Origin of the sequence: Pseudarthrobacter sp. efr-133-R2A-89, assembly GCF_030209315.1 — a bacterium.
Taxonomy (GTDB): Bacteria; Actinomycetota; Actinomycetes; order Actinomycetales; family Micrococcaceae; genus Arthrobacter.
The window spans coordinates 436881-461176 of the sequence record NZ_JARVSE010000005.1; the positions used below are offsets into that span (position 1 = coordinate 436881).

General features: G+C 66.9%; 33 protein-coding genes. 30 read left to right on the forward strand and 3 right to left on the reverse strand.

Annotated features, from left to right (window positions below; translation table 11 throughout):
* Positions 1–69: 69 nt before the first annotated feature.
* From QRM95_RS11255 to QRM95_RS11340, 18 genes are all read left to right on the forward strand, one after another.
* Positions 70–1146 carry an HD domain-containing protein gene (locus QRM95_RS11255; protein WP_284975273.1) on the forward strand — a complete coding sequence of 359 codons (1077 nt, stop codon included), beginning with the start codon at positions 70–72 and terminating at the stop codon, positions 1144–1146.
* Between the two features lie 202 nt (positions 1147–1348).
* The gene (locus tag QRM95_RS11260) at positions 1349–1522 is read left to right on the forward strand and encodes a hypothetical protein (RefSeq protein ID WP_156400143.1); all 174 of its coding nucleotides are present in this window, start codon (positions 1349–1351) and stop codon (positions 1520–1522) included.
* Positions 1519–1818, forward strand: coding sequence for a hypothetical protein (locus QRM95_RS11265; RefSeq protein WP_071416427.1), 300 nt, complete (start codon positions 1519–1521; stop codon positions 1816–1818). The genes QRM95_RS11260 and QRM95_RS11265 overlap by 4 nt, the downstream gene beginning before the upstream one ends.
* Positions 1819–1907: 89 nt before the next feature.
* Positions 1908–2426 (forward strand): hypothetical protein, encoded by a 519-nt coding sequence (locus tag QRM95_RS11270; protein WP_056387540.1) that lies wholly within the window; start codon positions 1908–1910, stop codon positions 2424–2426.
* Positions 2427–2530: 104 nt separating this feature from the next.
* Positions 2531–2848, forward strand: a complete 318-nt coding sequence (locus QRM95_RS11275; protein WP_285247730.1) for a hypothetical protein — start codon at positions 2531–2533, stop codon at positions 2846–2848.
* Positions 2845–3045: a hypothetical protein gene (locus QRM95_RS11280; protein WP_056387535.1), complete on the forward strand. Its 201-nt coding sequence runs from the start codon at positions 2845–2847 to the stop codon at positions 3043–3045. The genes QRM95_RS11275 and QRM95_RS11280 overlap by 4 nt, the downstream gene beginning before the upstream one ends.
* A complete protein-coding gene (locus QRM95_RS11285; RefSeq protein WP_285247731.1) occupies positions 3042–3311 on the forward strand; it encodes a hypothetical protein in 270 nt (89 codons plus the stop codon). Before QRM95_RS11280 ends, QRM95_RS11285 begins: the two co-directional genes overlap by 4 nt.
* 146 nt (positions 3312–3457) lie before the next feature.
* On the forward strand, positions 3458–3988 hold the full coding sequence (locus QRM95_RS11290) for a hypothetical protein (RefSeq protein ID WP_133830757.1): 531 nt from the start codon (positions 3458–3460) through the stop codon (positions 3986–3988).
* A gap of 59 nt (positions 3989–4047) precedes the next feature.
* Positions 4048–4389: a glutaredoxin family protein gene (locus QRM95_RS11295; RefSeq protein WP_056387525.1), complete on the forward strand. Its 342-nt coding sequence runs from the start codon at positions 4048–4050 to the stop codon at positions 4387–4389.
* Positions 4389–4874 carry a hypothetical protein gene (locus tag QRM95_RS11300; RefSeq protein WP_071416431.1) on the forward strand — a complete coding sequence of 162 codons (486 nt, stop codon included), beginning with the start codon at positions 4389–4391 and terminating at the stop codon, positions 4872–4874. The genes QRM95_RS11295 and QRM95_RS11300 overlap by 1 nt, the downstream gene beginning before the upstream one ends.
* Positions 4871–5215: a hypothetical protein gene (locus QRM95_RS11305; protein ID WP_071416432.1), complete on the forward strand. Its 345-nt coding sequence runs from the start codon at positions 4871–4873 to the stop codon at positions 5213–5215. Before QRM95_RS11300 ends, QRM95_RS11305 begins: the two co-directional genes overlap by 4 nt.
* Before the next feature lie 202 nt (positions 5216–5417).
* Positions 5418–5828 (forward strand): WhiB family transcriptional regulator, encoded by a 411-nt coding sequence (locus tag QRM95_RS21110; RefSeq protein WP_133830756.1) that lies wholly within the window; start codon positions 5418–5420, stop codon positions 5826–5828.
* A gap of 29 nt (positions 5829–5857) precedes the next feature.
* On the forward strand, positions 5858–6172 hold the full coding sequence (locus QRM95_RS11315) for a hypothetical protein (protein WP_133830755.1): 315 nt from the start codon (positions 5858–5860) through the stop codon (positions 6170–6172).
* 29 nt (positions 6173–6201) lie between these two features.
* Complete coding sequence (locus QRM95_RS11320) at positions 6202–6654, forward strand: hypothetical protein (protein ID WP_133830754.1); 453 nt, start codon at positions 6202–6204, stop codon at positions 6652–6654.
* A gap of 3 nt (positions 6655–6657) precedes the next feature.
* A complete protein-coding gene (locus QRM95_RS11325; protein ID WP_285247732.1) occupies positions 6658–7959 on the forward strand; it encodes a replication-associated recombination protein A in 1302 nt (433 codons plus the stop codon).
* 108 nt (positions 7960–8067) lie between these two features.
* A complete protein-coding gene (locus tag QRM95_RS11330; RefSeq protein WP_056387508.1) occupies positions 8068–8430 on the forward strand; it encodes a hypothetical protein in 363 nt (120 codons plus the stop codon).
* A 28-nt stretch (positions 8431–8458) separates the two neighbouring features.
* A complete protein-coding gene (locus tag QRM95_RS11335; protein ID WP_133830752.1) occupies positions 8459–8806 on the forward strand; it encodes a hypothetical protein in 348 nt (115 codons plus the stop codon).
* Positions 8807–8966: 160 nt separating this feature from the next.
* Entirely contained in the window at positions 8967–9656 is a 690-nt protein-coding gene (locus QRM95_RS11340; protein ID WP_133830751.1) for a class I SAM-dependent methyltransferase, read from the forward strand.
* Here the strand turns inward: QRM95_RS11340 and QRM95_RS11345 are convergent.
* Positions 9653–10738 (reverse strand): hypothetical protein, encoded by a 1086-nt coding sequence (locus QRM95_RS11345; protein WP_071416438.1) that lies wholly within the window; start codon positions 10736–10738, stop codon positions 9653–9655. The genes QRM95_RS11340 and QRM95_RS11345 overlap by 4 nt on opposite strands.
* Before the next feature lie 2 nt (positions 10739–10740).
* Positions 10741–11439 carry an SDR family NAD(P)-dependent oxidoreductase gene (locus QRM95_RS11350; RefSeq protein ID WP_285247733.1) on the reverse strand — a complete coding sequence of 233 codons (699 nt, stop codon included), beginning with the start codon at positions 11437–11439 and terminating at the stop codon, positions 10741–10743.
* 116 nt (positions 11440–11555) lie between these two features.
* Here QRM95_RS11350 and QRM95_RS11355 point away from each other — a divergent pair, with 116 nt between their 5' ends.
* The 7 genes from QRM95_RS11355 to QRM95_RS11385 all read left to right on the forward strand — a co-directional run bounded on the left by QRM95_RS11355 (position 11556) and on the right by QRM95_RS11385 (position 15967).
* Entirely contained in the window at positions 11556–12113 is a 558-nt protein-coding gene (locus QRM95_RS11355) for a hypothetical protein (RefSeq protein ID WP_133830749.1), read from the forward strand.
* Positions 12113–13234 (forward strand): hypothetical protein, encoded by a 1122-nt coding sequence (locus QRM95_RS11360; RefSeq protein WP_133830748.1) that lies wholly within the window; start codon positions 12113–12115, stop codon positions 13232–13234. The genes QRM95_RS11355 and QRM95_RS11360 overlap by 1 nt, the downstream gene beginning before the upstream one ends.
* On the forward strand, positions 13231–13869 hold the full coding sequence (locus QRM95_RS11365) for a hypothetical protein (RefSeq protein ID WP_284975276.1): 639 nt from the start codon (positions 13231–13233) through the stop codon (positions 13867–13869). The genes QRM95_RS11360 and QRM95_RS11365 overlap by 4 nt, the downstream gene beginning before the upstream one ends.
* Before the next feature lie 140 nt (positions 13870–14009).
* Positions 14010–14417 (forward strand): hypothetical protein, encoded by a 408-nt coding sequence (locus QRM95_RS11370; protein WP_285247734.1) that lies wholly within the window; start codon positions 14010–14012, stop codon positions 14415–14417.
* 169 nt (positions 14418–14586) lie between these two features.
* A complete protein-coding gene (locus QRM95_RS11375; protein ID WP_133830745.1) occupies positions 14587–15114 on the forward strand; it encodes a hypothetical protein in 528 nt (175 codons plus the stop codon).
* 216 nt (positions 15115–15330) lie between these two features.
* Positions 15331–15633: a hypothetical protein gene (locus QRM95_RS11380; protein WP_133830744.1), complete on the forward strand. Its 303-nt coding sequence runs from the start codon at positions 15331–15333 to the stop codon at positions 15631–15633.
* The gene (locus QRM95_RS11385; protein WP_284975279.1) at positions 15626–15967 is read left to right on the forward strand and encodes a hypothetical protein; all 342 of its coding nucleotides are present in this window, start codon (positions 15626–15628) and stop codon (positions 15965–15967) included. The genes QRM95_RS11380 and QRM95_RS11385 overlap by 8 nt, the downstream gene beginning before the upstream one ends.
* Before the next feature lie 70 nt (positions 15968–16037).
* On the opposite strand, the gene QRM95_RS11390 is transcribed toward QRM95_RS11385, so the two are convergent.
* Positions 16038–16595 (reverse strand): LysM peptidoglycan-binding domain-containing protein, encoded by a 558-nt coding sequence (locus QRM95_RS11390; protein ID WP_208294361.1) that lies wholly within the window; start codon positions 16593–16595, stop codon positions 16038–16040.
* A 171-nt stretch (positions 16596–16766) separates the two neighbouring features.
* Between QRM95_RS11390 and QRM95_RS11395 the strand changes: the two genes are divergently transcribed.
* The 5 genes from QRM95_RS11395 to QRM95_RS11415 all read left to right on the forward strand — a co-directional run bounded on the left by QRM95_RS11395 (position 16767) and on the right by QRM95_RS11415 (position 24243).
* The gene (locus QRM95_RS11395; RefSeq protein WP_284975280.1) at positions 16767–17723 is read left to right on the forward strand and encodes a hypothetical protein; all 957 of its coding nucleotides are present in this window, start codon (positions 16767–16769) and stop codon (positions 17721–17723) included.
* Between the two features lie 137 nt (positions 17724–17860).
* Positions 17861–18892 carry a hypothetical protein gene (locus QRM95_RS11400; RefSeq protein WP_133830741.1) on the forward strand — a complete coding sequence of 344 codons (1032 nt, stop codon included), beginning with the start codon at positions 17861–17863 and terminating at the stop codon, positions 18890–18892.
* Positions 18893–19007: 115 nt separating this feature from the next.
* A complete protein-coding gene (locus QRM95_RS11405) occupies positions 19008–20357 on the forward strand; it encodes an AAA family ATPase (RefSeq protein ID WP_285247735.1) in 1350 nt (449 codons plus the stop codon).
* 103 nt (positions 20358–20460) lie between these two features.
* Positions 20461–22152 (forward strand): vWA domain-containing protein, encoded by a 1692-nt coding sequence (locus QRM95_RS11410; protein ID WP_133830739.1) that lies wholly within the window; start codon positions 20461–20463, stop codon positions 22150–22152.
* A gap of 147 nt (positions 22153–22299) precedes the next feature.
* Positions 22300–24243 (forward strand): AAA family ATPase, encoded by a 1944-nt coding sequence (locus QRM95_RS11415; protein ID WP_284975281.1) that lies wholly within the window; start codon positions 22300–22302, stop codon positions 24241–24243.
* Positions 24244–24296: the final 53 nt, after the last annotated feature.

Genomic DNA, 24296 nt, shown 5'->3' on the forward strand with positions numbered 1-24296 from the left:
GCCACACGCCGGCGCTCCGCGGCGCACCACCCCGACCCCAGTGCCACCCGGCCCGAGGAGGACTGATCCATGAATGACCCGAAGCACCAGGCCTGGCCCGACGGAGCGCGCGTGCGCTTCACCGCCGAGGCCAGGGAAGCCATGCAGGCGCGGCCCGGAACGAAGCCGCTGCGCGCACCGGCCCTCGGGCCGAACACGGACTACACGATCGACAACACCGACGACGGCCTGCACGACGTCGTGCTGCGCGAGACCGGGGAACGCTACGGCGTGCTCTGGCTCCAGAGCGCAGAGCACGAACCCGTCGACCCCGACGTCGCGCTGCTCGAGGAGCTCTTCGACCGCGAGCTGCCGGCCAGCTTCGACCCCGCCCGGGGGACAAGGAGCGTCACTCGCCATCACGGAGCAGGGATGGCCACAGCCGGAGCCCGGCCCGCCACGACCGTAGTTCCGCGCGGCAACTGGATGCAGACCTACACGGGTCGCCGGTTCTACCCGCTGGACCCGCGGCCCGAGGACGTGGACATCGCCGACATCGCACACGCGCTGTCCATGCAGTGCCGCTACAACGGCCACGTCCGCCGGTTCATGTCCGTCGCCGAGCACTGCGTACTCCTCTCGCGACTCGTCGCCCCGGAGCATGCGCTCTGGGCGTTGCTGCACGACGCGACAGAGGCATACGTGGGCGACATGGTCCGCCCGCTGAAGCTTCACATGCCGGAGTACTGGGCCGTCGAGGACGGCGTCATGGTCGCCATCGCCCAGAAGTTCAGTATCGACCCCGCCATGCCCGCCGAGGTGAAGCACGCCGACTCGCGGATCCTGCTCGACGAGCGCGCGGCGCTGCTGGGCGAGCCGGCGGGGGACTGGGAGGTTCCAGGTCAGCCCTTCGGGATCGAGATCCAGGCCTGGAGCCCGGATGCTGCCGAGCTCGAGTACCGCCTGCGCTTCGCCGAGCTGACTGGAGACCCGGCCGGTCTGCCCGTCGGGCTGTGCGGAGACCGGGAGGACCACCTGCCCCACACCCACCGCAGCGCCTCGCTTGGCGGGCTCTGGTGCTCCGCTGACCAGGACTCCCGCCTCCCCTGGGCCGCCGAACGTCGGCAGACCCAACCCGGAAACGCAGGAGAACAGCCCCATGGCTGAGACCAGGATGACCGGGACGGAACGCATCGCAGCTGGTTCATGACCGACCGGTGACCGGCACCCTGCGGGTGCTGGTCACCGGAGGGCACAGCGTCGGGGTCGGCAGGGCCGACCCGGGTGCCGGGGCAGTGATGTCGGGGGTCGGGTCCCGGCCCGGTCCCCCCTCATTGCCACGACACCACAACGAGAAGGAGCGAGTCCCATGGCTGAGCAGCCCATCTACCGGCTCCCGCCTGCGGGCTGGTCGGACTTCGGCGCACACATAGACCAGCCGGAGGTCCGCCTCGAGTTCTCGGCCGAGACCGGCGAGGACGGGATGCCGCTCTGGGAGCGGCCCATCGACATCCGTCACGACGACCAGGAGGTCTCGCCATGAAGGCGTACAGCACGCAGACCGAACGCACCTACGATTCCTGGGAGGACCTGGTGGCCGAGGAGGCCAACGGCTACGGCGTCGTGGTGATGATGCAGGCCGAGAGCCTGAAGTCCGCCAGCCCCCAGACCTACTCGCGCCTGATTGGGCCGTTCGACGACCAGAAGAAGGCCCGGAACAAGGCCGCAGCCGTTCGCCGCGCCTGGAAACGCGCCAAGGACCGCGACCCCCGTATCCAGCTGCTGGGCGTCTCGGTCGAGCCCATCTGGCCCGACCTGCGCTTCGGCACCAGGAACTGAGACCTAATTCCACAACCAGCGCCACGGGCGCGCTGTCGGGGCCGACGCTCCGCAGACCATCAACGACACGACCGACGAGGACATCCGCCATGACCATGACGACCACCGCCCGCCCCGCACCTCCACGCCTGCAGGACCCGCTCGACGCCGTGATGCGCAGCTGCCTGCGCGATGACGCAGTCTGGGCCGAGGTCACCACCACGCCGGCCGGCCTCAACCAAACCGAGCACTGGCTGAAGACCACCGCCTCAAGCATCGACCAGCAGCTCTCATTCCGCCAGGACGACGCCGAGATCTGGCGGCTGTCCCCGCTGGATCACAGCACACAGCTGATCGAGTTCCTCGAGTGGCGCAAGGGCGCGCTCTACCTCAAGAGCCTCTGCGAGAAGCGCCTCATCGACATCAAGCGCCTGCGGACCGCCGACGAGGAGCGCGCCGAGGAGATGAAGGTCCTGCTGGTCCGCCTGGCGCAAGCCGTCGTCGCCCACGAGGGCGAGCTGATCGGAGACGAGGACCTGTACGGAGCCCTCGACCGGATCTCGCTCCCCGGCGCGGACGCGCCGACCCTGCGGGAGTACCTCCAGTTCCGCGACGGCTCGAAGGACTGACCCAGACCACACGACCGCAGCCTCGCCGCGGCCGGGTCCCTGTGGGACGGCGGCGCGACGGGGCTCCTCGATCCCGGGCCAAGCGGCCCGGCGGAAAGAACCGCATGACGCCCCAGACCACCACGACCACCGCAGAAGAGCTCGTCCCTGAGATCGAGCAGACCCTGCTCGATTCGCGGGCGGACCGTGCCCTGCACGAACGCCGTGGGGTGCACGAGCACTCCGAGCAGACGGAGCTGAGCGACCACGAGCGCACCGTGATGCTCGACGTCACCCTGGCGCTGCTCATCCGGCATCGGCTGCCCATCGACGCCGACCGCGCCGCGAAGGCGGTGGCCGCCGCGCAGACCGCCGATGCCCGCACGTGGGCGGCTGGCTACGCCCGCCACATCGCCCGCGTGGCGGAGGAGAAGAACCCATGAGCCGAAAGCGCAGGCAGCACTACTCCACCGAGGGCTTCCGGCCGTCGGCGAATCCCGAACAGGCGCACTGGATGCGGGAACTCCGCAAGTCCAGTGCGACGCAGCGGCACACCCCCAAGCCCCGCAAGGGCACCCGCCGCGAGCGGGAGCGACAGGCGATCCGCGACCAGCAGCGACACCGAGGAGACCACCCATGACCGACAACCACCGAGGGCCCGCAACCGGAATCGCGCTCGACGCAGAGTCACTGCGCGCCGAGCTGCGGGAGGCCCCGGAGGCCCACGGCCTCGATCCGGAGCAGGCGGCGGAGATCGCAGCGCTCCCGGACGGACAGATCAACAGCTGGATACACGAGCTCGCCGCGCGCGACGACGCCTTCTGGGCGCTTTACGACGGGCTCCGCCGGCGCACCATCGCCCATCTCGCCGAGATGCACAGCACAGCCAAGGACGTGAAGCCGTGAACGCGCCCCTGCCCGACTGGTGGGTCGACGCGACGCCGGACGGCAAGTGCGCCAAGCACCCCGGCAAGCACGAGGTCTACGTCTACGGCCAGCAGCGCGCAGACGGCATGGCGTGCATCGGGTGCAGCTGGCAGCACAGCACGGTCATGTCGACACCAGCAGCCATCGCCCGGCACGACGCCGACCAACACCTCGAGCACGACCACGGGCTCTGGGTGCCCATCGATCGCGGCCCCCTCGCGGGCACCTGCCCGTGCGGGAAGCCCGGGCTGTACGCCGACTCAGTGCTGCGGACCAAGGTCCGCGCAGTCCTCCAGCAGGCGCAGCCGTGGAGCCCGACACCGGACCAGCTGGCGGACCTGCTCGTCGGCGCGCTCGTGCCCGACCACGGCATCCTCGTGGCCTTTACGGCCGAGCAGCAGACCGAGTCCGACTGGGAGCTGGGCTACAGCGCCTCGTACACCGACCTCGCTGCCCCCGAGGTGCTCGGCCACCGCCTGAGCGAGCGGGAGCTCGCCGAGCTGTACTTCCAGATCGAGGCCATGGGTGGACTCGGCGAGTCCGAGGCCTACCGCGACCTGGACAAGGCCGTCGAGCGCCTCGGCGAGGAACCCGCCCGGCAGCTGCGCGAGCGTGTGGCCCAGCCCGGGCTGTTCGACCTGGAGCCCGACGTCTGAGAGCCAGGGCCTCCACACCACAACGACCCCCAGCAGGGGAGAGAAGGAAACCAAGTCCCATGACCCCCACCACGATCGGCGACCTGCCCCGGACCGCCCACACCGCGCCGAAAATCACCATCTACGGGCCGGCGGAGTGCCCCAACTGCGACAAGGCCAAGAGCCTGTTCGATCGGCAGCAGCCCGCGATGCAGTACACCAAAATCGACATCGAGCAGGGCGATGAAAACCACCGCCACATCACCGAAGACCTCGGATATGCCCAGGCACCCGTGATCGTCGTCAAGCTGGCCTCCGGCCGCACCGTCCACTGGGGCGGGCACCGCCAGGACATGCTCACCGCCCTCGTCCGGCTGTGCACCAAGGGCATCGTCCCGGAGGACCGGAAGGCGGCGTCCTGATGGCAGCGGCGCAGCAGCGCCTCGGCCTCAGCATCACCGCCCGGCAGGCCGACATCCTGCTCGATACGCTCGTCGACAAATCCGTCGAGACGGACCACTACCTGCTGTCCTATCCCAAGGACGAACCCGACAAGACCGACACCTGCTGCGACGCGCACCTGGCCCGGTTCGAGCAGCGCGCACTCCAGCGCAAGGCGCTGCTCGAACGGAAAGCAGAGGTACAGCACCTCATCGCGCTCATCGAGGCGATCCGGCCGGCGTTCGAGGCCTCCGAGTCCTCCCCGGTAAGCACCACGGCCGTGGACCTGTCCGGCGTGACGCTCGTCTACCGGGACACGGCAGGCAAGACGCACGAGCAGCCGCTGGCCGACATCGGATCCGCCGGGACCCTCATCGACCCCGACACCGGAGACGACCTCGAGCTCATCGCCGCGCTGGTCGCAGCAGACCCCACCCGAACCAAAACCCAGGGAGCAACCCCATGAGCCTGCACATCGACAGCCTTGCCGACCTCGTCCGCGGAGCTGTGTCCGGCGGCGACACCACCCGGGAAGACTTCGAGCGTGCGCTCGACCAGGTCTTCCCCCGGGATCAGCTCGACCCGTTTGAGGGCACCGGCAGCGAGGAGTACCTCGTCGGATGGACGATCGACCAGGATGCTGCATCGCCCGCTGAGGCCGCCAGCAAGGTCTGGCGGGAGGTCTTCCAGCGCGGACCATGGCAGCCCAGTGCTGACGAGGGCTGCGTCTTCACGGTCTCTCGTGAGGGCCAGCGTGTCGAGATTGACCTCAGCGACGAACACTTCGCGCACCTTTTCAGTGACTAAAAGGAACAGCGGGAGCAGCGCGCGGCGCAGCCGCCCCGGAGTACAGGACGGAAGCCTCGCGCACAGAGCCCCGGAGGAATGGGATCCTCCGGGGCTCTGTGCGCGCACACCCCGAGAACGAAGTACCGACACACGCACGACAACTTCTAGGAGGAGCCACGGTGCTCGCACAGCAGAACACCCGCCTCCCGGCCGCACCGTCATGAGCGGTGAGGACCCCGACGAGAAGTGGCGCAGGGATGCCCTGTGCGCAGAAACAGACCCCGACGCGTTCTTCCCGGAGAAGGGCGGCAACACCACCGACGCCAAGAAGGTCTGTGCCCAGTGCGGGGTGCGCGCACAGTGCCTGGATTACGCGTTGAGCGCCGACGAGCGCTTCGGCATCTGGGGCGGACTCAGCACCGCCGAACGCGACCGCCTTATCAAGACTTCACCGGTGGCACACCGTAGCGCCGCCCAGGCGCAAAAGCAGGAACGCGACACCCTCATCGTCGCGATGGCCGGCAGAGGGATCGACCCCCGGACCATCGCCGACATGGCCGAGGTCACCGACCGCACCGTCTACCGGGTGCTCGCCCGGCACAAGGAGCGGGGGGACGCCGTCTCCGCCTGAGCGCAGCACCGTCAATTGAAAGGACCGCCATGCCACTGTTCCCGCGCCGCTTCAGGCAGCAGAACCTGCTGCCCGGGGACGCCTATCCCCCTGAACGGACTACAGGCGCGCCCATGCCGGCCAGGAAACGCGCCGCCATTGACCGCAAGCTCCGCCGGATGGTGAAACAGCATCGGCTCCCGGCCGAGCCGGGAGAGTACCTCGACGCAACGGGCGACCGCTGGACGCTCGACGCCCAAGGCGGCTGGACCGACGCCGGCGGCGTACACCGCGACGCCCGGTACGCGCCGATCATCGCCTTGTTCGTCCACAACTCCGGCCCGTTCACGCGCATCGAGAGCTGATGGCCACCCCCGCCGCAAAAGGAGCAACCATGCACCCCCGCATCGAAGACAGCCACCTCGACCCCGGACTCCTGCCGACCGTCAATCCACAGCAGCGCACCGACACCCAGCTCGTCGAGCCGGTGCTCCGGGCCATCCACGCCGCCGTCGCGGACTGCAGCGTGACCGCCGCCCAGGTCTTCGCCGGCCGGATCCACACGCGCAAGAACGAGGAGTGCACGACAGCGTTCGGCCGGCCGCCCAGCGTCGGTCACGCATCTGACGGTGACGACTTCTACTTGCAGATCGGCGTCCGGGTGCCCTCGTACGCAGCCGCACCGGTGCTCGAAGCGATCCACGCCGTCGAGGCCATGTCGGACGCGCAGGCGCTGCGCGAGGCGCGTGCCCGGCTCGCCGAGGCCAGGGCGCGCACCGCCGCGGCACAGAGCGAAGAAGCCCGGGTCGAGGCCGAGATCGCCCGCCTCGAACCAAACAAGGAGTAGACCATGAGTGCCATCCAACCCCTGGCCGCCCGCATGCGGCCCACCTCCCTCGACCAGATCGTGGGCCAGGAGCACCTGGTCTTTCCCGGCTCGCCGCTCGAGCTGCTCGCCCAGGGCGAGGGTGCGACCTCGGTCCTGCTCTGGGGTCCGCCCGGCGTCGGCAAGACCACCATCGCCTCGGTGATCGCCCGCCAGACCAGCCGCTGCTTCGTCGAGCTCTCTGCGACCAGCGCCGGCGTAGCCGATGTCCGCAAAACGCTCGCCGGAGCCCAGAAGGCCCTCGACGACGACCTCCAGACGCTCGTGTTCATTGACGAGATCCACCGCTTCTCCAAGGCGCAGCAGGACGTCCTCCTGCCCGCCGTGGAGGCCGGGGTCATCTCGCTCATCGGCGCGACCACCGAGAACCCGAGCTTCTCGGTCAACTCGGCACTGGTCTCGCGCTCAATCCTGCTGGTCCTACGCCCTGTGGAGGACGGCGAGGTCGTGAACCTGCTCTCGCGTGCCCTAGAGGAGGACCCGGTCCTCTCAGCCACCGGGATCGGGTTCGCCGACCCCGCGCTGCAGATCATTGCAGGGCTGTCCAGCGGCGACGTCCGCCAGGCGCTGAACCGGCTGGAGACCGCTGTCGCAACTGCGCAGGCCGCAGGCAAGAGCGTCGTCGACCGCGAGGTGCTGGAGCAGGTCACCGGCGCTGCGCTGCAGCGTTACGACCGCGATGGCGACCAGCACTACGACGTCGTCAGCGCATTCATCAAGAGCATGAGAGGCAGCGACCCGGATGCGGCCCTGCACTGGCTGGCCCGGATGATCGAGGCGGGGGAGGACCCGAGGTTCATCGCACGGCGCTTGGTGGTGCACGCCTCCGAGGACGTCGGCATGGCCGACCCCTCGGTGCTGGGCATCGCAGTGGCCGCCGCCCAGGCAGTCCAGCTGATCGGTATGCCCGAGGCGCGGCTCAACCTCGCTCAGGCAACGGTCGCAATCGCCACGGCCCCCAAGTCGCCGGCCGTCATCCGCGGCATCGACCAAGCGCTGGAAGACGTCCGGCGCGGCCGGACCGGGAGCGTGCCAGTGCACCTGCGCGACGCGCACTACCCGGGCGCGAAGGGCCTCGGGCACGGAGAAGGCTACTTCTACCCTCACGACTTCGAACACGGAGTTGTCTTGCAGCAATACCTACCCGATGCCGTCCGCGGCACACAGTATTACCGTCCTACCGGCAATGGCTTCGAACAAACAATCGCCAGACGGTTGGCTGCGATCGATCAGATGACCGTGGAGGACAGGAACCCCCTCGACTAGATCGCGGACCAGAGGTAGAACCGTGGCCGCATCATCCTGGATCGTCGCTGCATGGAAAATCACCAGCAAAGTCGTCGGCTTCCACAAGACCTACGAGAGGGGATGAGCATGATCAACGACAACACTGAACGCGCGAGGCAGACCCCGGAGTCCGACAAGCCCAGGACTGTGGACGACCGACTCTCAGCAGATCTTGGTATCGACGTCGCCGCCGTCGAAGCGCAGGCACGGTTGCATCTCGACCTGCTGCGCATGCAGCGCCGCGAGCCCGGCGAACTAGGCTACGTGCTCATCGACCGGGAGTTCCATCCCCGCACAGCTGTCGTCTTCGCATCTCCCACAGAAGCCCGCAGCGCGCTGGAAGGCCACCCTTTGATCGATGCCCTCTGTGAGGAGGACAGCGTCGATGCACGGGTCCCGGATCCGGCCGTTCTCTCCGACCTCGCCTCCCGCGAAGTCATTTTGCCCTGATCGCACGGAATCGCGAAGGAATGGAAACATGACCAACACCGGTATCTTCACCCAATCAGCAGCTTCAGTCCTGCAGGACGTCGAAGAGTTCTACTTCGGTGGCGCGCTTCCCTGGTACCACGGGAGCAAGCTGACAGAGGACGGCTTGCACGTGAGCATCACACTTGACGATCCAGAGTCTGATGACGAGTCCAAGACCAAGGACTACGAGCTGTCGGCCGCCCAAATCAAGGAAGCCTTTCGAAAGGCCAAGCAGAAGGGGTACCACCTCTGCTGCTCTGCCGCCATCGAGTCCGAACAGCTCGGATTCGGCTGCGTCCAAGACCTTGACATCATCCTTCAGACCGCTTGCTACGGCGAGCTGGTCTTCGGCTGACGCCGCACCGGCTCGACTTCACCAGTGGAACTACTTCCACTAGGATGCAATCTCAGAGCTACCCAGTGGACACGGACCCCAGCACAGCCGTCCTTGCTCCTTCGTGAAACCACCCTGCTGACCCTCACTTCACCGACCTCGACCGATAGGCTCCGATCACATGAACGACCAGGAAGTGCGCCGCGGCGCAGGTATCTACAGCAAGCCGGTGCTGGGCTTCTACGACCTGCTCGTCGTGAAGTTCTCCAATTCGCTGGCCTGGCGATGCCCCAGCCAGCTCATGCTAGACCAGTACAACCGTTGCATCGGCACCCGCCATCTCGATGTCGGTCCCGGCACTGGTTGGTACCTCGCCAATGCCGACCTCCCCGAATCTGCTGAGATCACACTCATGGACCTCAACGAAAACAGCGTGGAGCACGCAGCGTCCAGACTCGCCCACACCCACGTAAGCACCAGAGGTGTGACCGCGAACGTCCTCGAACCGATCCCCGAGGCTCTCGGCCAATTCGATTCCATCGCGGCGAACTACGTCTTCCACTGCGTTCCCGGCTCCTGGGCGGACAAGGGCGTAGCTTTCAAACACCTAGGGGAGCGGCTCGCTGCTGACGGTGTGCTGTTCGGCAGTACCATCCTGGGCAGTGGCGTGAGCCACAACCTCATCGGCCGCGGCTTCATGGCCCTGTACAACCGCCTGGGCATCTTTCACAACCGCGAAGACGACGCCGCAGGACTTGAGGCTGTACTGCGGCGAAGCTTCGACCAAGTGAAGGTCGACGTCATCGGTACCGTGGCGGTGTTCAGTGCACGAAACCCGTTGCGAAACGGCGGGGCAGGTGGACTCGACTAAAAGTCGAGCCTGATGACTGCATCCCGCCCTTCAGCCCCAGACCTGACTCCGGTGGCGGTGATGCGCACATTCTGCACGGAACCGTCGACCCGGCGAAGCGCCAGACCCATCGATTGAGAACGAGCGGTATCCCTCGCCGCAGCCGCGATGAACCTGTGCAACTCACCTGAAGCGTCAATGGCAAATTCACCAAGGCCGCCGACATACCCGAAGTCTTCCCGACGCCACGATGGCGACGTCATAAGAACATCCAGCGTTGCAGAGTCGACGACGGCCATCGGTTCCTTGGCCAGGGCCATGACTCCGCGAAGCACGTCGTCCACGCGCCCCGCATTGGCGTCTTGCTCGAAGGCCATATCGTGAAAAGTCTCCGGGGCCTCGTAACTGAAGCCCTGCAGATAGATCTTGTCGTGATCGGGCTCGATCGGCGGAATCACGCCGACCAGGCGCATGTGCCGACGGTCCTGTGAAGCCGTGCCGTAACCTGTGACGATGTTGTAGGTCAGGCACCGGACCTTGCCCGTTACGCCCATCAGCCCGTCCTGGATGCCGTCGCGGATGAGGCTGTTCACGCGCATCCGGTCGGACTGGTCGATGAGCTCGCTCGCCCATTCCCCGGCTTCCCAATAGCCACTGCGCTGCTGGGCGACGCTTGTGTCGACGTCATAGATACGAAACAGGTTCCGGTCCCAGTACGTGCGCCGGCGCAGTGTTGGTTGACCGTCGGCGTCACGCTCGATCTCCCATTCCCAGCCACCGACCAGCGGTGGTTCCGGAAGCGGATCAGCCGCTTTGGCCACGCCGGCGAGGACACCGATCACCGTGGAGGTACGTGGAGAGAAGACGGGCCGTACCTCAACTGCCCACTGCTCGTCCGCATGGGGGACTGTCTCGGAAATTACATTGCCACTGCGCATCACCTGGGCGATGCGGTTCTCATCAAGTAGAAGACGCCTGGGAATTGCACGCGTGGGCTTCCGAGCGGAGACCGGACCACAGGGCTTATCGTCCACCAGAACCAGCTGCTTGCCGTCGCTTCCGCAGAAAAGGCCCCAGGAACCTACATCCAGCTGGACCTGCATGATCAAATACCGCCTGAGACCTGCACAGTGGCCCCCGACATGTAGGTATTCTCCGCGGTGTGAATGATCGCCGAAGCGACTTCATCTGCCGTCCCGAACCGACCCAGCGGGATTCCTTCCAGCATTGCCATCCGTGCCTCCTCAGCAACATCAGCCATCATGTCCGTATCAGTTGCGCCGGGAGCAACAACGTTCACCCGGATGTTCCGGGCTGCGTACTCCCTGGCCATCGATCGTGCAAACGCTTCCAATGCCCCCTTGGATGCAGTGTAATTGCACTGGCCGACAACGCCGTACTTCACGGACATGGATGAAACCAGCACGATCGATCCGCCGCGCTGCCGCAGCATCGGCCCCAGGGCCGCCTTGCAGGCCAGCATCGGCCCGATCGCATTGACCTGCATGACCTCGATCAGGTCCTCCTCGCTCATCCGCATGAGCAGCTTGTCGCGGGTGATCCCTGCTGCGACGACGAGCACATCCAGACCACCCAGGTCGGCGGCAGCCGCCTTGACGCCAGCTGCGATCGAATTACTGTCACGCACATCCATCTCGAGGGGGAGCACCCCCTCGGGCACGGTCCCCCCGGTACGATGCGTACCCGCCGTCCGGTAGCCGGCGGAGAGCAGGGCTCGAGCCGTGGCCGCCCCGATCCCACGGGTTGCACCGATCACCAGGGCAGTTCTCCCCATGTCGCTCATTTTTTTCTTACCCTCCCAGGTTGTAAAGTTGTGACACGGAACTTTACTGGACTTGTACCCCTTCGTTGACAAACGACAGGCGGTGTCCGCTCTTCTCGCTATTTAGAGGAACGCTGATGCCTGCCTTTATTCCATCCGCTGCGACCGCCGATACGCCTCGGAACGGCCAGCCCCGTCACCCCCTGTTCGCCCGACTGATGCGCAAAGGCGCTGCCAAGGTCGGTGCCACCAGCTGCACCCCGAAGCCCGCTCAGCTCGACCTCTTCGACTGGCCGAACGAGTTGAGCCTCGAAGCACTCGGGAAAGCCATCGCCTCAGCTTGCGGCCTCGAGATCGTGATACGGCCCATCCCGGATGAGATGCGCCATTATGAGGTCAGCGGCCTCACCACTGTGATCGGACGAGTGGCCCACGTCTTCTACGACCCTGAGCTCCCGCCCCTCAACATTGAGCAGACAATCCTCCACGAGTTCGCCCATATCCTGCACGGCGACGTCCGGGCCGACACCGACTGCACCCATCTGCGCAGCATGTTCGACGATCCGGTGGAGAAGCGCGCCGAGACCACCGGCATGCGGCTGATGGATGCTCTGCACCGGAAGCGGCGGGCATCGGAAGAACGCAGCGAGGTCCTCGCCTTCCTGTCCGGATCAAACGAGGACGGTGAGATCTGATGACTGAGATCATCATTGTCGGTATCACCATGGGCCTGATCATCATCGTCTCTGCCCTGTATCAAGGACGCCGACGCCGGGTTAACCTTCTCAGGGTCACCTGTGCCGCCCTCTTCGTGGCCACGGTCTGCCGTGGCGTGGAGCCGCCCTTAGACGGACCTGCCGTCGACCTCCTCAAGCGCCTTGCCATCCTGACCGCCCAGGTATCCGTGGCGCTGCTCATCCTCACGTTCCGCGCGACTCCGCTTTCACGACGTGCAACCCGGTTCATCTACCTCTTCGCCGGGATCATCGCCCTGGGCGAGGCCGTGCTGGTGTGGTTCATCCCCGTCCATGCCGACGGCACCATCTACGACCGGGTCGACATCGACGCCGCCCTTGCCCGCGGCCAGGCTTGGGCACTGATCTCCTACAACTTCCTGTACCTCTCTGCATTCGCCGCGGCAACTGCCGTAGTTGCCGTCGGCTGTTGGCGGACCATGACGCAGAAGAACCAACCCTTCTCCGCCCGCCTTCCGGTTGCATTCGTCTTTACGGGGGCCATCGGATCTGCCCTGTTCATCGGCTCATCACTCCTGGACCTCTTTGGCAGTCCGGTCGTCGGCGGAACTGAACTGAGGACACAACTCCTCGTCACCGTTGTCAGCTTCTTCTTCCTGGGACTCGCAACAGGGGTCATCCGCCGCATCAGCATAGAAACGCAGGTGAGGCTCGCGCTCCGCCTCGCGCACGAGGTCGTCGTACCTTTGTGGCGAACGACCACCACTCTTCACCCCGACGTAAAGCTTCCGCCCGAAGACAGGCAGGGGTTCGATCAGCTGATGACGCTCTCAAGGCTCACCATCGAAACCCACGACGCGCTCAGACTCATCCGCGAGGACCACGACCCCGCACTGGAACCCCTGCACAGGCAGCACCCCGAGGATCCGCACCTGTCGGCGGGGCTGGTGCGCCATCTCAGCGGCGAGAACGCCGTTCCCAGCCTCGGGTGGTTCACACTCGCCCTGAGCCGGCTCCGCACGCTCAAGCTGAAAGACGACGAAACCTTGGCCGCCTCTGTGCAGAGCCTCTACGAGATCCGAGTAGCGATGAGTGCCATGAATGGGACGGACGGGCGATGACCGGGAACGGAACGAAAATACGCATCCCCGAGACCGGCGATCCTGCGGCCCGGGCCGCCCGGATCCTCAGTGACGTGTTCGCGCCCGCTGTGTCCGTGTTCCTCATCTGCGTCCTCTGCGGCGTCACAGGCCACCCGCATACATGGGTTGGTCTCGGATGGGGCATCCTGATCGGCTCTTTCTGCGCAGTGATCCCGACAGCAACCATCCATGTCGCCGTGCGGCGCGAGCAGCTCACCGATCGACACGTCACCCGGCGCGATCAGCGCTGGCGGGTCTTCCTGGTCTGCGTGGCGTCTGTGCTTGGAGGCATGGCAACGGCGGTGCTGCTGGACGCACCGCGCCCGCTGCTGTGGATCCTGCCGACGATGGTTGCCGGGCTCGTCCTTGCCGGGGGAGTGACCCTCCTGGGACCGAAAGTCTCCATGCACGCGTTCTGCTTCACCTCCCTCGTCGTCCTCGCGGCGATGCTGCTCTCGCCCTGGTGGCTGCTCGCCCTCCCAACCCTGCTGCCCGTGGTCGCCTTCGCCCGGCTGAAGCTAAAGCACCACACACGCCTCGAGCTCACACTCGGATCCGGCCTGGCGGCCGCCGTGATGCTCGGAGCCAGTGCGTACATGCCCACGGCCGGCTAGGACTGCCCGCTGCTCCGGCGCAACCGGAAATGTGCCGATGCCACCGCATTGGAAGATCTTCCACTAGTATGAAGGTGTCGTCGCGTGCACCGTTCGCCTCGATGACTTCATGTCTGAAATCACGAGGAGGATCCAGCTCCGTGACCATCGCCCAGCGACTAGAACGCTTGTTCGCGGAGACGGCAGGACCACACGGTCGCCCCGTCACCCTGCAGGAAATCGTCCAGAGAATGGAGCAGCGCGGCATCTCCTCGATGTCGCTCAGCTACCTGCAGCAACTGCGCAAGGGGGAGGCCCACAATCCCCGCCTGCAGCACCTCCGAGCCCTGGCCGACGCCTTCGACGTCCCCCTGTCCTACTTCCTGGAGGAGAACGAGCCAGATAGCGCCACCGAGCAGGAGCTGACCCCGCTGGAGCGAACCATCGCCCTGCGTGTGCACGGGCTCAGCGACGGCGCACTGGCCAGCATCCGGGCCATTGTGGAGCTGGCGCGCAAGAGCGAGCAGCTCGACGACCCGCCCAAGAGCCCTGACTCCACTCGAGACTGATCCCGCCGCGGGGTCCCACCACCCTGGGGACGTCTTCCTCGTGCCGGCGTTTGGTATTTGAGTGGAATCTTTTCCACTCCTGTGGCAGGATGGGAACCACAGCCCGGCGATTCCGTACATCGTGATGTCCCGCCGGACTGAGGTGATCACGCCCGTGAAGGAGCATCAGATGGTCGATATGCAGCCCCCCTCCGACGAGTTCCGCGGATTCGACGAGGCCCGGTCGATCATGTGGTGCTACGAGGCCCGCTCACGCACCTATGCCCGTCTGAGCCAGACGGACTTTCTCGCCAACGACGCCGTGGCCGCCGTGCATGTCGAGAACACCTCCCGCGCCGACCGCGCCTTTCTCACCGCCTTCGACCGCTCCGGCGGGCTGCTGTTCGGCGACACGCTTTACATCGACGACCCGACACAGCGGCTCGACGTCACACCCGAGTTCGACCACGACTTCACCGGTATGGCCGTCGCCGCCGGCTCCGAACTTGAGGAAGCAGTCGAACGCGAGAACGGCTGGGTGGTCAACCTGGATGCCCTGCGCGACTACGACCCGCTGGAGGACCGCCGGACCACGCAGCGCGCGGTGCTCCTGGCGCACCTCGGAGACATGATGGCCAGCGGCCAGGCCCGGGGTTTCCTGTTTGACAAGCACGACGCTGCCGAGGATCCCGGTGAGGCCGACACCGACGCCGCCTGAGCGCGGCGCAGCACTTCTTCCGGCGCTCGGTCGACCCCGCCCGGCTTCGGCCGAGGCGGGGTCTTTTGCGTCCCTGGGGAACCGGTGGAAAGACCGTGGACCGGCTCACGCCGGTCCCGGGGGTCGTTCCGTGGTGGTCGCAGCCGCGCGGTGCGCGGCGCGGCCACCGTTACCGAATCGTCTGTTCTTGAGAGCCACGACCCACAGGAGTAGCCCATGACCGTCCCTCTCCGCGCAGCCCAGCTGCCCGTCAAGTACGAACGGGCCGAAGGCTCCGCCCGGCACGGCCGGACCATCTACGAAGTCGCCGGCTCCGGGCTCTACCAGGTGACTGCGGCCAGGGAAGAGTTCGCCGTCTCGACGCTCACGCAGTCGGGGTGGACGGAGCTGATCACGCTAGACGAAGGCGACGGGGTCTCGAACGCACTGGATGCCATGCAGATCTGGCTGGACATCCAGACCCCGACGCCCCCGGCCGGCGACAGCGCCGCAGGGCAAGGCGGCGATGCCGATGCCTGACCCGACCGGGACGATGGCGAACCTCACCGAGAAGGCCGCAGCCGCTGTCGTCACCTCCCGCGGTCTCACCCATGAGAACGGAGAATCCGCCCTCGCAGCCCTCGGCTGGGCCCAGGGCGCGGCGATCACCCACGAGGACGCTTTCCGGGCCTTCGCCCGGGCCCTGATCGACGAACTGGGCGTGCTGGACCTCCTCGCCGCCAAGATCGAGCTGCTCGCCGAGTACAAGCTCGACTACCCCCAGGACTACGCGCCGGACGACGTCGCCCCCATGCAGGCCGAGCTGGCGCGGCTGCGATCGCTGCAGCAGATGCTTGCAGGACCCGCCGACTGACCGTTTCCGGACACAGCAAGAGGCCCGGACTGCGCTGAAGGTCGGCGCAGTCCGGGCCCCAGGCCTGCTCTCACGCCGTGGGCGGGATGAGCAGCGAGGCCCCGGCGTAGATGAGATTCGGATCCTGGATCCGGTTCTTCTCGACCAGGGCCCCGATCGGCACTCCGGTCTCCGCCGAGATCTCCGTGAGGGTGTCACCCCACTGGATCACGTACACCCGCGGCTGTGGCTTCGGCTCGGGGACCTGCGCCGGCTTGTCCTCGTCGCCCTTGCCCGACGCCGAGGTGCCCGAACCCTGGCCGTCCGCAGAGCTGCCGTTACCGGCCTTGGCCTCGAAGGCGTCCGGGACCCCGTTGCGGTCCCGGTCCGGCAAGGTCACCGTCACGGTGCCCTCCTCGTGCTGGGAAGCTGCCGCCGCATCGCTCGCCGGGCTCCGGTCAGCAGTGAGGAGCTGCGTCGCGCCCCAGCCGGCGAACAGCAGCGCGCCACCGGCCATGATCCCGGCCGCCAGCACCGGTCCACCGCCATAGCCCAGGGGCCCAAGCCGGTCCCGCCGCTGCGCCGTCACCCGGGCCCAGGGAGCCGCATCAGCGGCCTTCTCCTCGGGCCTGTGCATCGTATCCGTCATCCCTGTCCCTCTCTATCCAGCTCACCATTTGCGACCATTCGAGTCCTTATGCACATTCTACTCGTAGTCCAGTGCATCTTGATAGAATAGGAGAAGGGATAGACGAGTCATAGACCAGTCCGACGGGCCGCCAAGAACCACCGAATCACTCAACAGAAGGAACCCACCACCATGGCCAACTACTCCATCTCCGCCAACCAGCTCACCGAGGGCACCAGCGTCTTCATCCGCGGCAAGCTCGCCTTCGCCCGGCTGACCAGCCTCATCGAGGGTGCCGCCCTCGCCGCCAGCGACCAGCGCAAGGTCCAGAACGGCATGAGCCCCGTGGGCAAGCCGCACACCACGGCGACGATCACCGAGGCCGAGGTGCAGTTCGCCGACCCGGCGAACCCCACGGTCGAGGAGCAGTTCGTCTCCGAGCGCCGCTACACCTCGAAGAAGAACCCAGCCTCGGGCGCGAACTACTCGATCGACTCCAAGGGCACGAACCTGCCGATCATCGCGATCCCGTCCGAGAAGGGTGATGGCACCTATGACCAGGACACCTCCGGCCAGGAGCTGGCACAGGGACTGGACGTGACGCTCGTGCTCCGCGTCTACAAGCCGAAGAACTTCGCCAACCGCGGCCTGTCGCTCGACCAGGTGATTGTGCACGAGACCCCGCGCTACTACAACGCCGGCGGCGTCGCCAGCGGGGAGCTCGCGGCCCGCGGCATCGTCTTCAACGCCCCGCCCCGCGCGGTCCAGGCCCAGCCGGGCTCGGGCTCCGCCGTCGGCAACGGCGAGGAGCCGGTCGCCACCGAGGTCGAGGACGGCTTGTCCTTCCCGGCCCCGCAGCCCGCCGTCGCGGCTTCAGTCGCGGGTCCGGTCCCCGCCCAGGCCCACGCGCAGGTCCTGACCGAACCGGTCGCGGTGACTCCGCAGGCGGCCCCTGCCGTGGCTCCGGTTGCCGCCCCGGTCCCCGCGGTGCAGCCGCAGCAGGAGACGCCCGAGCAGAAGCTCGCCCGCCTCGAGCGTGAGAACGCCGAGTTGAAGAACGCGGGTTCGGCCGTGGGTGCTCCCGCCGGCCAGGGCCCGTGGGGCGGCTCCGGCGATGCCCAGCAGGCCGGAATCACCTACCAGGGCTGATCCAAGGCCGATCCGACCGACCGAACCCCCAGACGAGACCCCCGTGCAGGCATCCATGCCGTACGGGGGTCTCGTCTTTCAGGGCCAGAGTGCAACCCGGCCCTGTTTTCATCCGCTCCCGACAAGAAGGCATTGATGTGACCGCCGTCGATCCCCGCGCGATCTTCCCCAGCTTCTATGACAACCCCGCGATTCGCGCCCTGGCGACCGCCTGCCGCTGGACCATCTCCGGCCGGCTCGGCGAGCTCGACGACGAGGACTCCGGCCGCAAGGCACCGATCGATGTGCGGCACCTGCTCGACGGCTGCAATCCGGGCTGCCGCCACGCAGGCCCCCTGCGCGGAGCTTTCGCCCTGGACGCGACCTGCCTGCTCACCCTCGACCAGCTGGCCGACACACTGCCGAACGCGGCGAACGCTGCCTTCTACCTGCAGGCCCCCTCCGACGGTCTGATCGTGATCGACGTCGAGCCCGGTTGCCCGCCGGACGTGGCCGCAGACATCCTGCGCCTGCCCGGAATCCTGTACTCGGAGCTGTCGATGTCGGGCCGGGGCTTCCACCTGGTCGCCCCGCTGCCTGCCAACCTCCACGACTTCCCGATCGCCGCTGACAAGCGCGTCCTGCGCGAGGAGCACGGCTGGTACGAGATCCTCCTGGACCATTGGTGCACGTTCACCCGCAACCCGGTGCCGCAGCGGATCGTCGAACACGTTGCGGCGCGACCAGCCTCCGACCGGTTCTCTTCGGTGGCGGACCTGTATGCAGACCTCGCCGCCAAGGCCAAGCCAAGCATCAGCATCCCCTCGACCGCCGTCGGCACCGACGGCGAAATGCCCGACATCCCGTACGCCGAGGCCATCGTCGAGCAGACACTCGCCGGCTCCCGCGACCGGCTGAAGACGCCCGAGGACTTCGACAACGACCGCTCCCGCTGGGAGTTCTCCGTCCTGGGTGTCCTCTACACCGGCATGCAGCTGCCGTTGCGCACCTACCGGTCCTTCGGCGCGCAGTTCTCCTCCGGTGACGAGGCCTGGCTGCTGTACAAGACCTCGCTGGCGGTGATCGAGCCTCGGCCCAAGCACGCCCAGATGCGCAACGGCAGGCCGTTCCTGCTGGACCGTGCCGCTGCCTTGGTGGCGGCACGGGAAGCCTCCGCCGAGGCGGGGTGAACCTTCGGGGGTTGCCCATCGGTTTGGCGGTGGAACAAGGACTGGATCGGGCGGAGCCCGATCGGGGATGGGGAGGCGGTGGGCTTCTGAGCCCGACCGCCCCCGTCACCGGGCCTTGTGGCCCTGCTTCCGACATGTCCCGTACGGCGCTCAGCCCTGCCGTGGGTCCGTCTCCCGTCTCACCTGCTCACAGCTCACCCACGACCAGAAAGACATTCCCATGAAGTTCAACGACACCCTGACGACTCTGATCCAGCAGTCCCTCGAGGTCGGGGCCACGCCCGCGCTCATGGGCGAGCCCGGCATCGGCAAGTCCTCCTTCGTCGAGGCCCTCGCCTACTCGATGGGCACCAAAGCCTTCGTCCTGCCCTGCAACCAGCTCGCCGACAAGGCCGACCTCACCGGCGCGCGCCTGGTGCCCTACGAGAAGACCGACGGGACACAGTCCTACAAGCAGGTCTTTTACCCGCACCAGGTCATTCAGGAGTGCATCGACTACGCGCTGGAGAACCCGCGCGAGTGGCCGATCCTCTTCCTCGACGAGATCAACCGCACGACCTCCGACGTGACCTCCGGCGCGCTCACCCTGGTGACCCTGCGGCGCATGGGCCACATCGAACTGCCGGAGAACGTGCGCCTCATCGTGGCGGGCAACGACAAGGGCAACGTCACGACTCTCGACGAGGCCTCGCTGTCGCGCTTCGCGATCTTCCACGTCGAGCCCGATGCGACAACCCTCATGTCCGTCCTCGGAGACGCGCTCAACCCCTGGGTGAAGAAAGTCCTCACCCAGCACCCCGGACTCATCTTCCAGAAGTCGACGCCGAACTCCATCGTGGCCGACGGCCGCGATGACGACGATGACGACGGCAACGTCACCATGGCCGAGCTGTTCGACGGCGGCGAGGAGATGAACCAGCTCACCACGCCGCGCACCATCGACCACCTCTCCCGGTGGCTGAACCGCGTCGACCGCCAGGAGCTGGCAAGCCACCTGGCGACCCCGGTCCAGATCGGCGGCCGCGACACCTCGCTGCTCAACGAGGCGATCGAGGCCTTCACCGGCGACACCATGTTCACCACCCAGCTCGTGGCGGTTATCGCCGAAGACCTCGCATCGAACTCGGGCGGCCCCGCACACAACCGCGTCAATGTGCCCAAGCCGAACTGCTACACGACCCTCAAGTCCGCGGGCACGGTCACCGACCTTGCCGCGCAGATCTCGGGCCTGACCCAGAACGAGGTCTCCGGCTCGCTGCTCTACGCGATGAAGGAGAAGGAGGACAACTCGCGCCTCATCGAGCAGCTGGCGCAGGCCGCCATCCAGATTGAGCCGGAGCACACGCGCACCCTGTTCGAGCTGGTGACGACCGGGCAGTTCGACCGGCAGAACCTGGAGGCCTTCCTCGAGGTCGACTCGCCGATCGTGGCCGCGGTCAAGCCGTCCCTGTCGGCCTTCCTCTGAGCCGACCCGGCACCGGGCGGCGGGGGACGCCACCGGCTCCGTTCCGGAGCGTCCCCCGCCATCCCACGACACCAGTCACCTCAGACCGCATTAGGAGACCACGATGACGATCACCGTCACGAACCAGAAGCCGGCGGTGCTCGACGCCCTGCACACGATCTCGTGCACGGGCGACTACGACCCCATACCGGCCATCCAGAAGGTCCTGGTCGACCCGCTGCTGGAGCCGCTGAACCCCAGCGCTCCGGCGAGCATCGTCGACGGCTCGGGCCACGGCATCACCGGCGACGTCCTGGACATCGTCATGCGCTGCCTCGGCGAGACGATGGACCCGGCCGCCGAGAAGAACGCCAAGGCGCTGCTCGGGCAGACCATGGTCAGCTATGACCAGGGCACGCCCCTGCCGGTGGGCGAACTGTTCGCTGTCCAGGCCGGGCAGCAGAACAAGTGGCCCGCGCCGTCAGCCCGGGTCCTGTACTCAGCCCAGAACGATGTCATCCCCGCGGCCAAGGGCCTGCTCGCAGGCTCCGCCGACGAGAGCGCCTTCTTCGCCTCCGTCGCCTACACCTACCACCCGAATACCCTCGGGTACTGGTTCCAGTCCTCTGCCGCGTTCGACGGCTTCAAGATCTGGCTGAACCAGCAGGTGCAGACGATGGCCGGCGCGAACGCGATGCCGGCGGACACCCTCCGGCTGCTGAACGACTTTGCGAACCTCTCGCTCAAGGGGCTGACCGAATCGCTGCTGCTGCGCAAGGACGACTCCGACGGCAACGACGAGTTCTCTTTCGCCCGGCTGGTCATCCGCATGCTGATGACTTACGTCGACCAGCAGCGCAAGGCCGCCTCAACAGGCGCGGCCGCCCTCGACACCGGCATCATGCCGTTTACCGTCGGGGAGCTGTTCTGCCCGCGGTCGCTGGTCCTGGTCAATGTCGAGGCCCACGCCCGCGCCACCGCCGCGAAGGTAACGGGGGAGTGGAACCTCATCAACCAGTCCCTCGCCTCACCCGTGAAAGTCGTCTCCAACGCCGCGCTGTCCAAGCTGACCTCGCTCCCGCGAGCAGCTGCCAGGGCCGCTGCCATGGGCGCACGGCAGCAGCCGGGACAGCCGGGCTCGCGCTCGGCCCAGGTGAAGTTCCGCAAGGCCCCGCCCACGAAGCTGGACCTGTTCAAGGACATCACCCGGGTGCTCAAGCGCATGGGCAAGGTCAACAAGTCCCAGAACGTCTACCGGACGACGAAGACGACCTTCCTCAAGGCCAACCGCCGCAACCCGGACGACTTCAACAAGCCGGGCCGGATCACCTCGGTGCAGTACATGCCCGACCTGCACGTCTTCATCGACACCTCCGGGTCGATCTCCGAGGAGAACTACCAGGAGGCGGTGCTGATGCTCATCCGGATCGCCAAGAAGCTCAACGTCAACCTGTACTTCAACTCCTTCAGCCACATGCTCTCCCAGGAGACGCTGCTGAAGGTCGAGAACAAGTCGACGCGGCAGATCTGGCAGGAGTTCCGGAAGGTGCCCAAGGTCACCGGCGGCACCGAGTTCAAGCAGGTGTGGGACTACATCAACGCCTCCCCGGTGCGCAAGCGCCGGCTGTCGCTGATGATCACCGACTTCGAGTGGTCTCCGCCCTCGAGACGCGAGGAGCACCCGCCGAACCTCTACTACGCCCCGTGCTCGGCCATGGACTGGAAGTACATGGTCCGTTCCGCCGAGGCGTACGCGAACGGCATGCAGCACATCGACCCGAGCATCCGGCAGAAGCTGCTGGGCATGGTCCTCTGATCCTGCTCCCGGCCACAGGGGAGACGCCGACCGGCCGAACCGGCCGGCGTCTCCTCCTCCCTCAGACCTACCCGTAACCCTGCCGGGCATCCCGGCGCGCCCACCCAGCGCGCCGCCCGGCGAACCCCACCGAAGGAGGGACCCGCGATGGGCCTCAACAACTTCACGTCGGGCTCCGACGACGACACGAACAGCGGCGGCACGCCTCCGAGCTTCCCGCGCATGGGCGGCATCCCCAGCCAGAGCGGCCAGTCCGACGACGCCGTCAAGGAGCTCCTCGTCGACTACAACGAGAAGTTCAAGAACGCCGACCCGACGATGTTCCGCGACGCGCTCATCGAGCAGGTCCTCTCCGTCCTGATCAGCCGGAACAAGCCGAACGTGCTCCTGAAGGGCTCCGCCGGCGTTGGTAAGACCCGGATCGTCGAGGACATCGCCCGCCGGATCGCCCTGGGCGACACCCTCATCCCGGACCAGCTCAAGGGCTTCACCGTCTACGAGCTGCCCATCACCAACCTCGTCGCCGGCTCCGGCATCGTCGGGCAGCTGGAGGAGAAGGTCCAGACCGTCATCGACTTCGCCTCAGACCCCAAGAACAAGGTCATCCTGTTCATGGACGAGATCCACCAGATCACCGGTGGATCCACCTCCCACACCGACTCAGTGCTGCGAAAGGTCTCGCAGGTGCTCAAGCCTGCCCTGGCCCGCGGCGACATGCGCGTCATCGGTGCCACCACCTCCACCGAGTCCCGGGCCTTCGACGACGACCCTGCCTTCGCGCGGCGCTTCACCCCGCTCATCGTCGACGAACTGACCGTCGAGCAAACCCTCACGGTGCTCGGCAGCGTCCGGCCGGGCCTGGTGGCGCACTACCGCCACCAGATCGCGGTCTCCGACGATGTCCTGGCGGAGACGGTCCGGATCGCGGAGGAGAATTCCCGTGCCGGGCAGCACCGCCCCGACAGCGCCATCACGCTGCTGGACCGGGCGATGGCCGACCGTGTGCTGGAGCAGAAGAAGCTCATCGTCCAGGCCGAGGCAGCCGGAGACACGGCACTCGTGAACACCTTGCGGTCGATCCCGCAGGTGCCGCTGACTACCAAGCGCGTCCTGGACGTGGCCAAGCGTCTGATGACCGGAAACGCCCAGCGCCCGGAGTTCGACGTCGCAACCCTCCGGGCGACCCTGCTGGGCCGCCTGCGCGGACAGGACGACGTGCTCGAGAAGCTCGTGGACCGCCTGGCCCGCGAGGAGCTGGACCTGTTCCCGACGTCGACCCCGACAACCTGGATGCTCGCCGGAGCCTCGGGCGTGGGCAAGACCGAGACCGCGAAGATCATTGCGGAGCAGATGACCGGCACCGAGCCGATCATCCTGAACATGACGGAGTTCCACACTCCCTCGGACACCGCGAAGATCGTCGGGGCACCTCCCGGCTACGTGGGCTCGGACTCCAACCGCGAGCTGCCATTCGACACGCTCGAGTCCAACCCCCACCGGGTGATCCTGCTCGACGAGTTCGAGAAGGCGGACAAAGCCGTGCAGCGGCTGTTCCTCTCGGCCTTCGACGAGGGCTACATCCGCAACGCCCACGGCAAGGTGCTGGACTTCTCCAAGGCGCTGGTGATCTGCACGACCAACGCCGCGCGGGAAGCCCTGAACCGCAAGCCGGTCGGCTTCGGCTCGGCCCCGCCGGCGGTCTCCCACCGGTCCCTGACCAAGGAGCTGGCTCAGTTCTTCGACGCAGAGCTGCTCGGGCGGTTCTCACTCGTCGTGGGTTTCAACCCGGTCGACGAGCAGGCCTACCGGGAGATCCTCGCGGCGGAGTACAGCCGCCAGCGCGAACGGATCCTGGACGCCAGGCCCCGCCTGGGCCAGACACTGCCCGCGTCGATCCCCGACGACGAGCTGCGTGCCGTCGCCGAGGAAACCTACGTCGACTCCCAGGGTGCGCGTCCGGCCGGCAAGGCCGTGCGCGTGTGGATCGAGGACCGGCTGCTCGCTGCCCAGGCTGCGTCGGCTGCGTCGACTGCGTTCATCCCACCCGCTGCCGCCGTCTCCGACGAGCCGGAGGCGCTGGCCGTCGATTGATCCCGGCACCACACTGCGTTCGAGCGCCCCTGTCCCGGATACCCGGGGTGGGG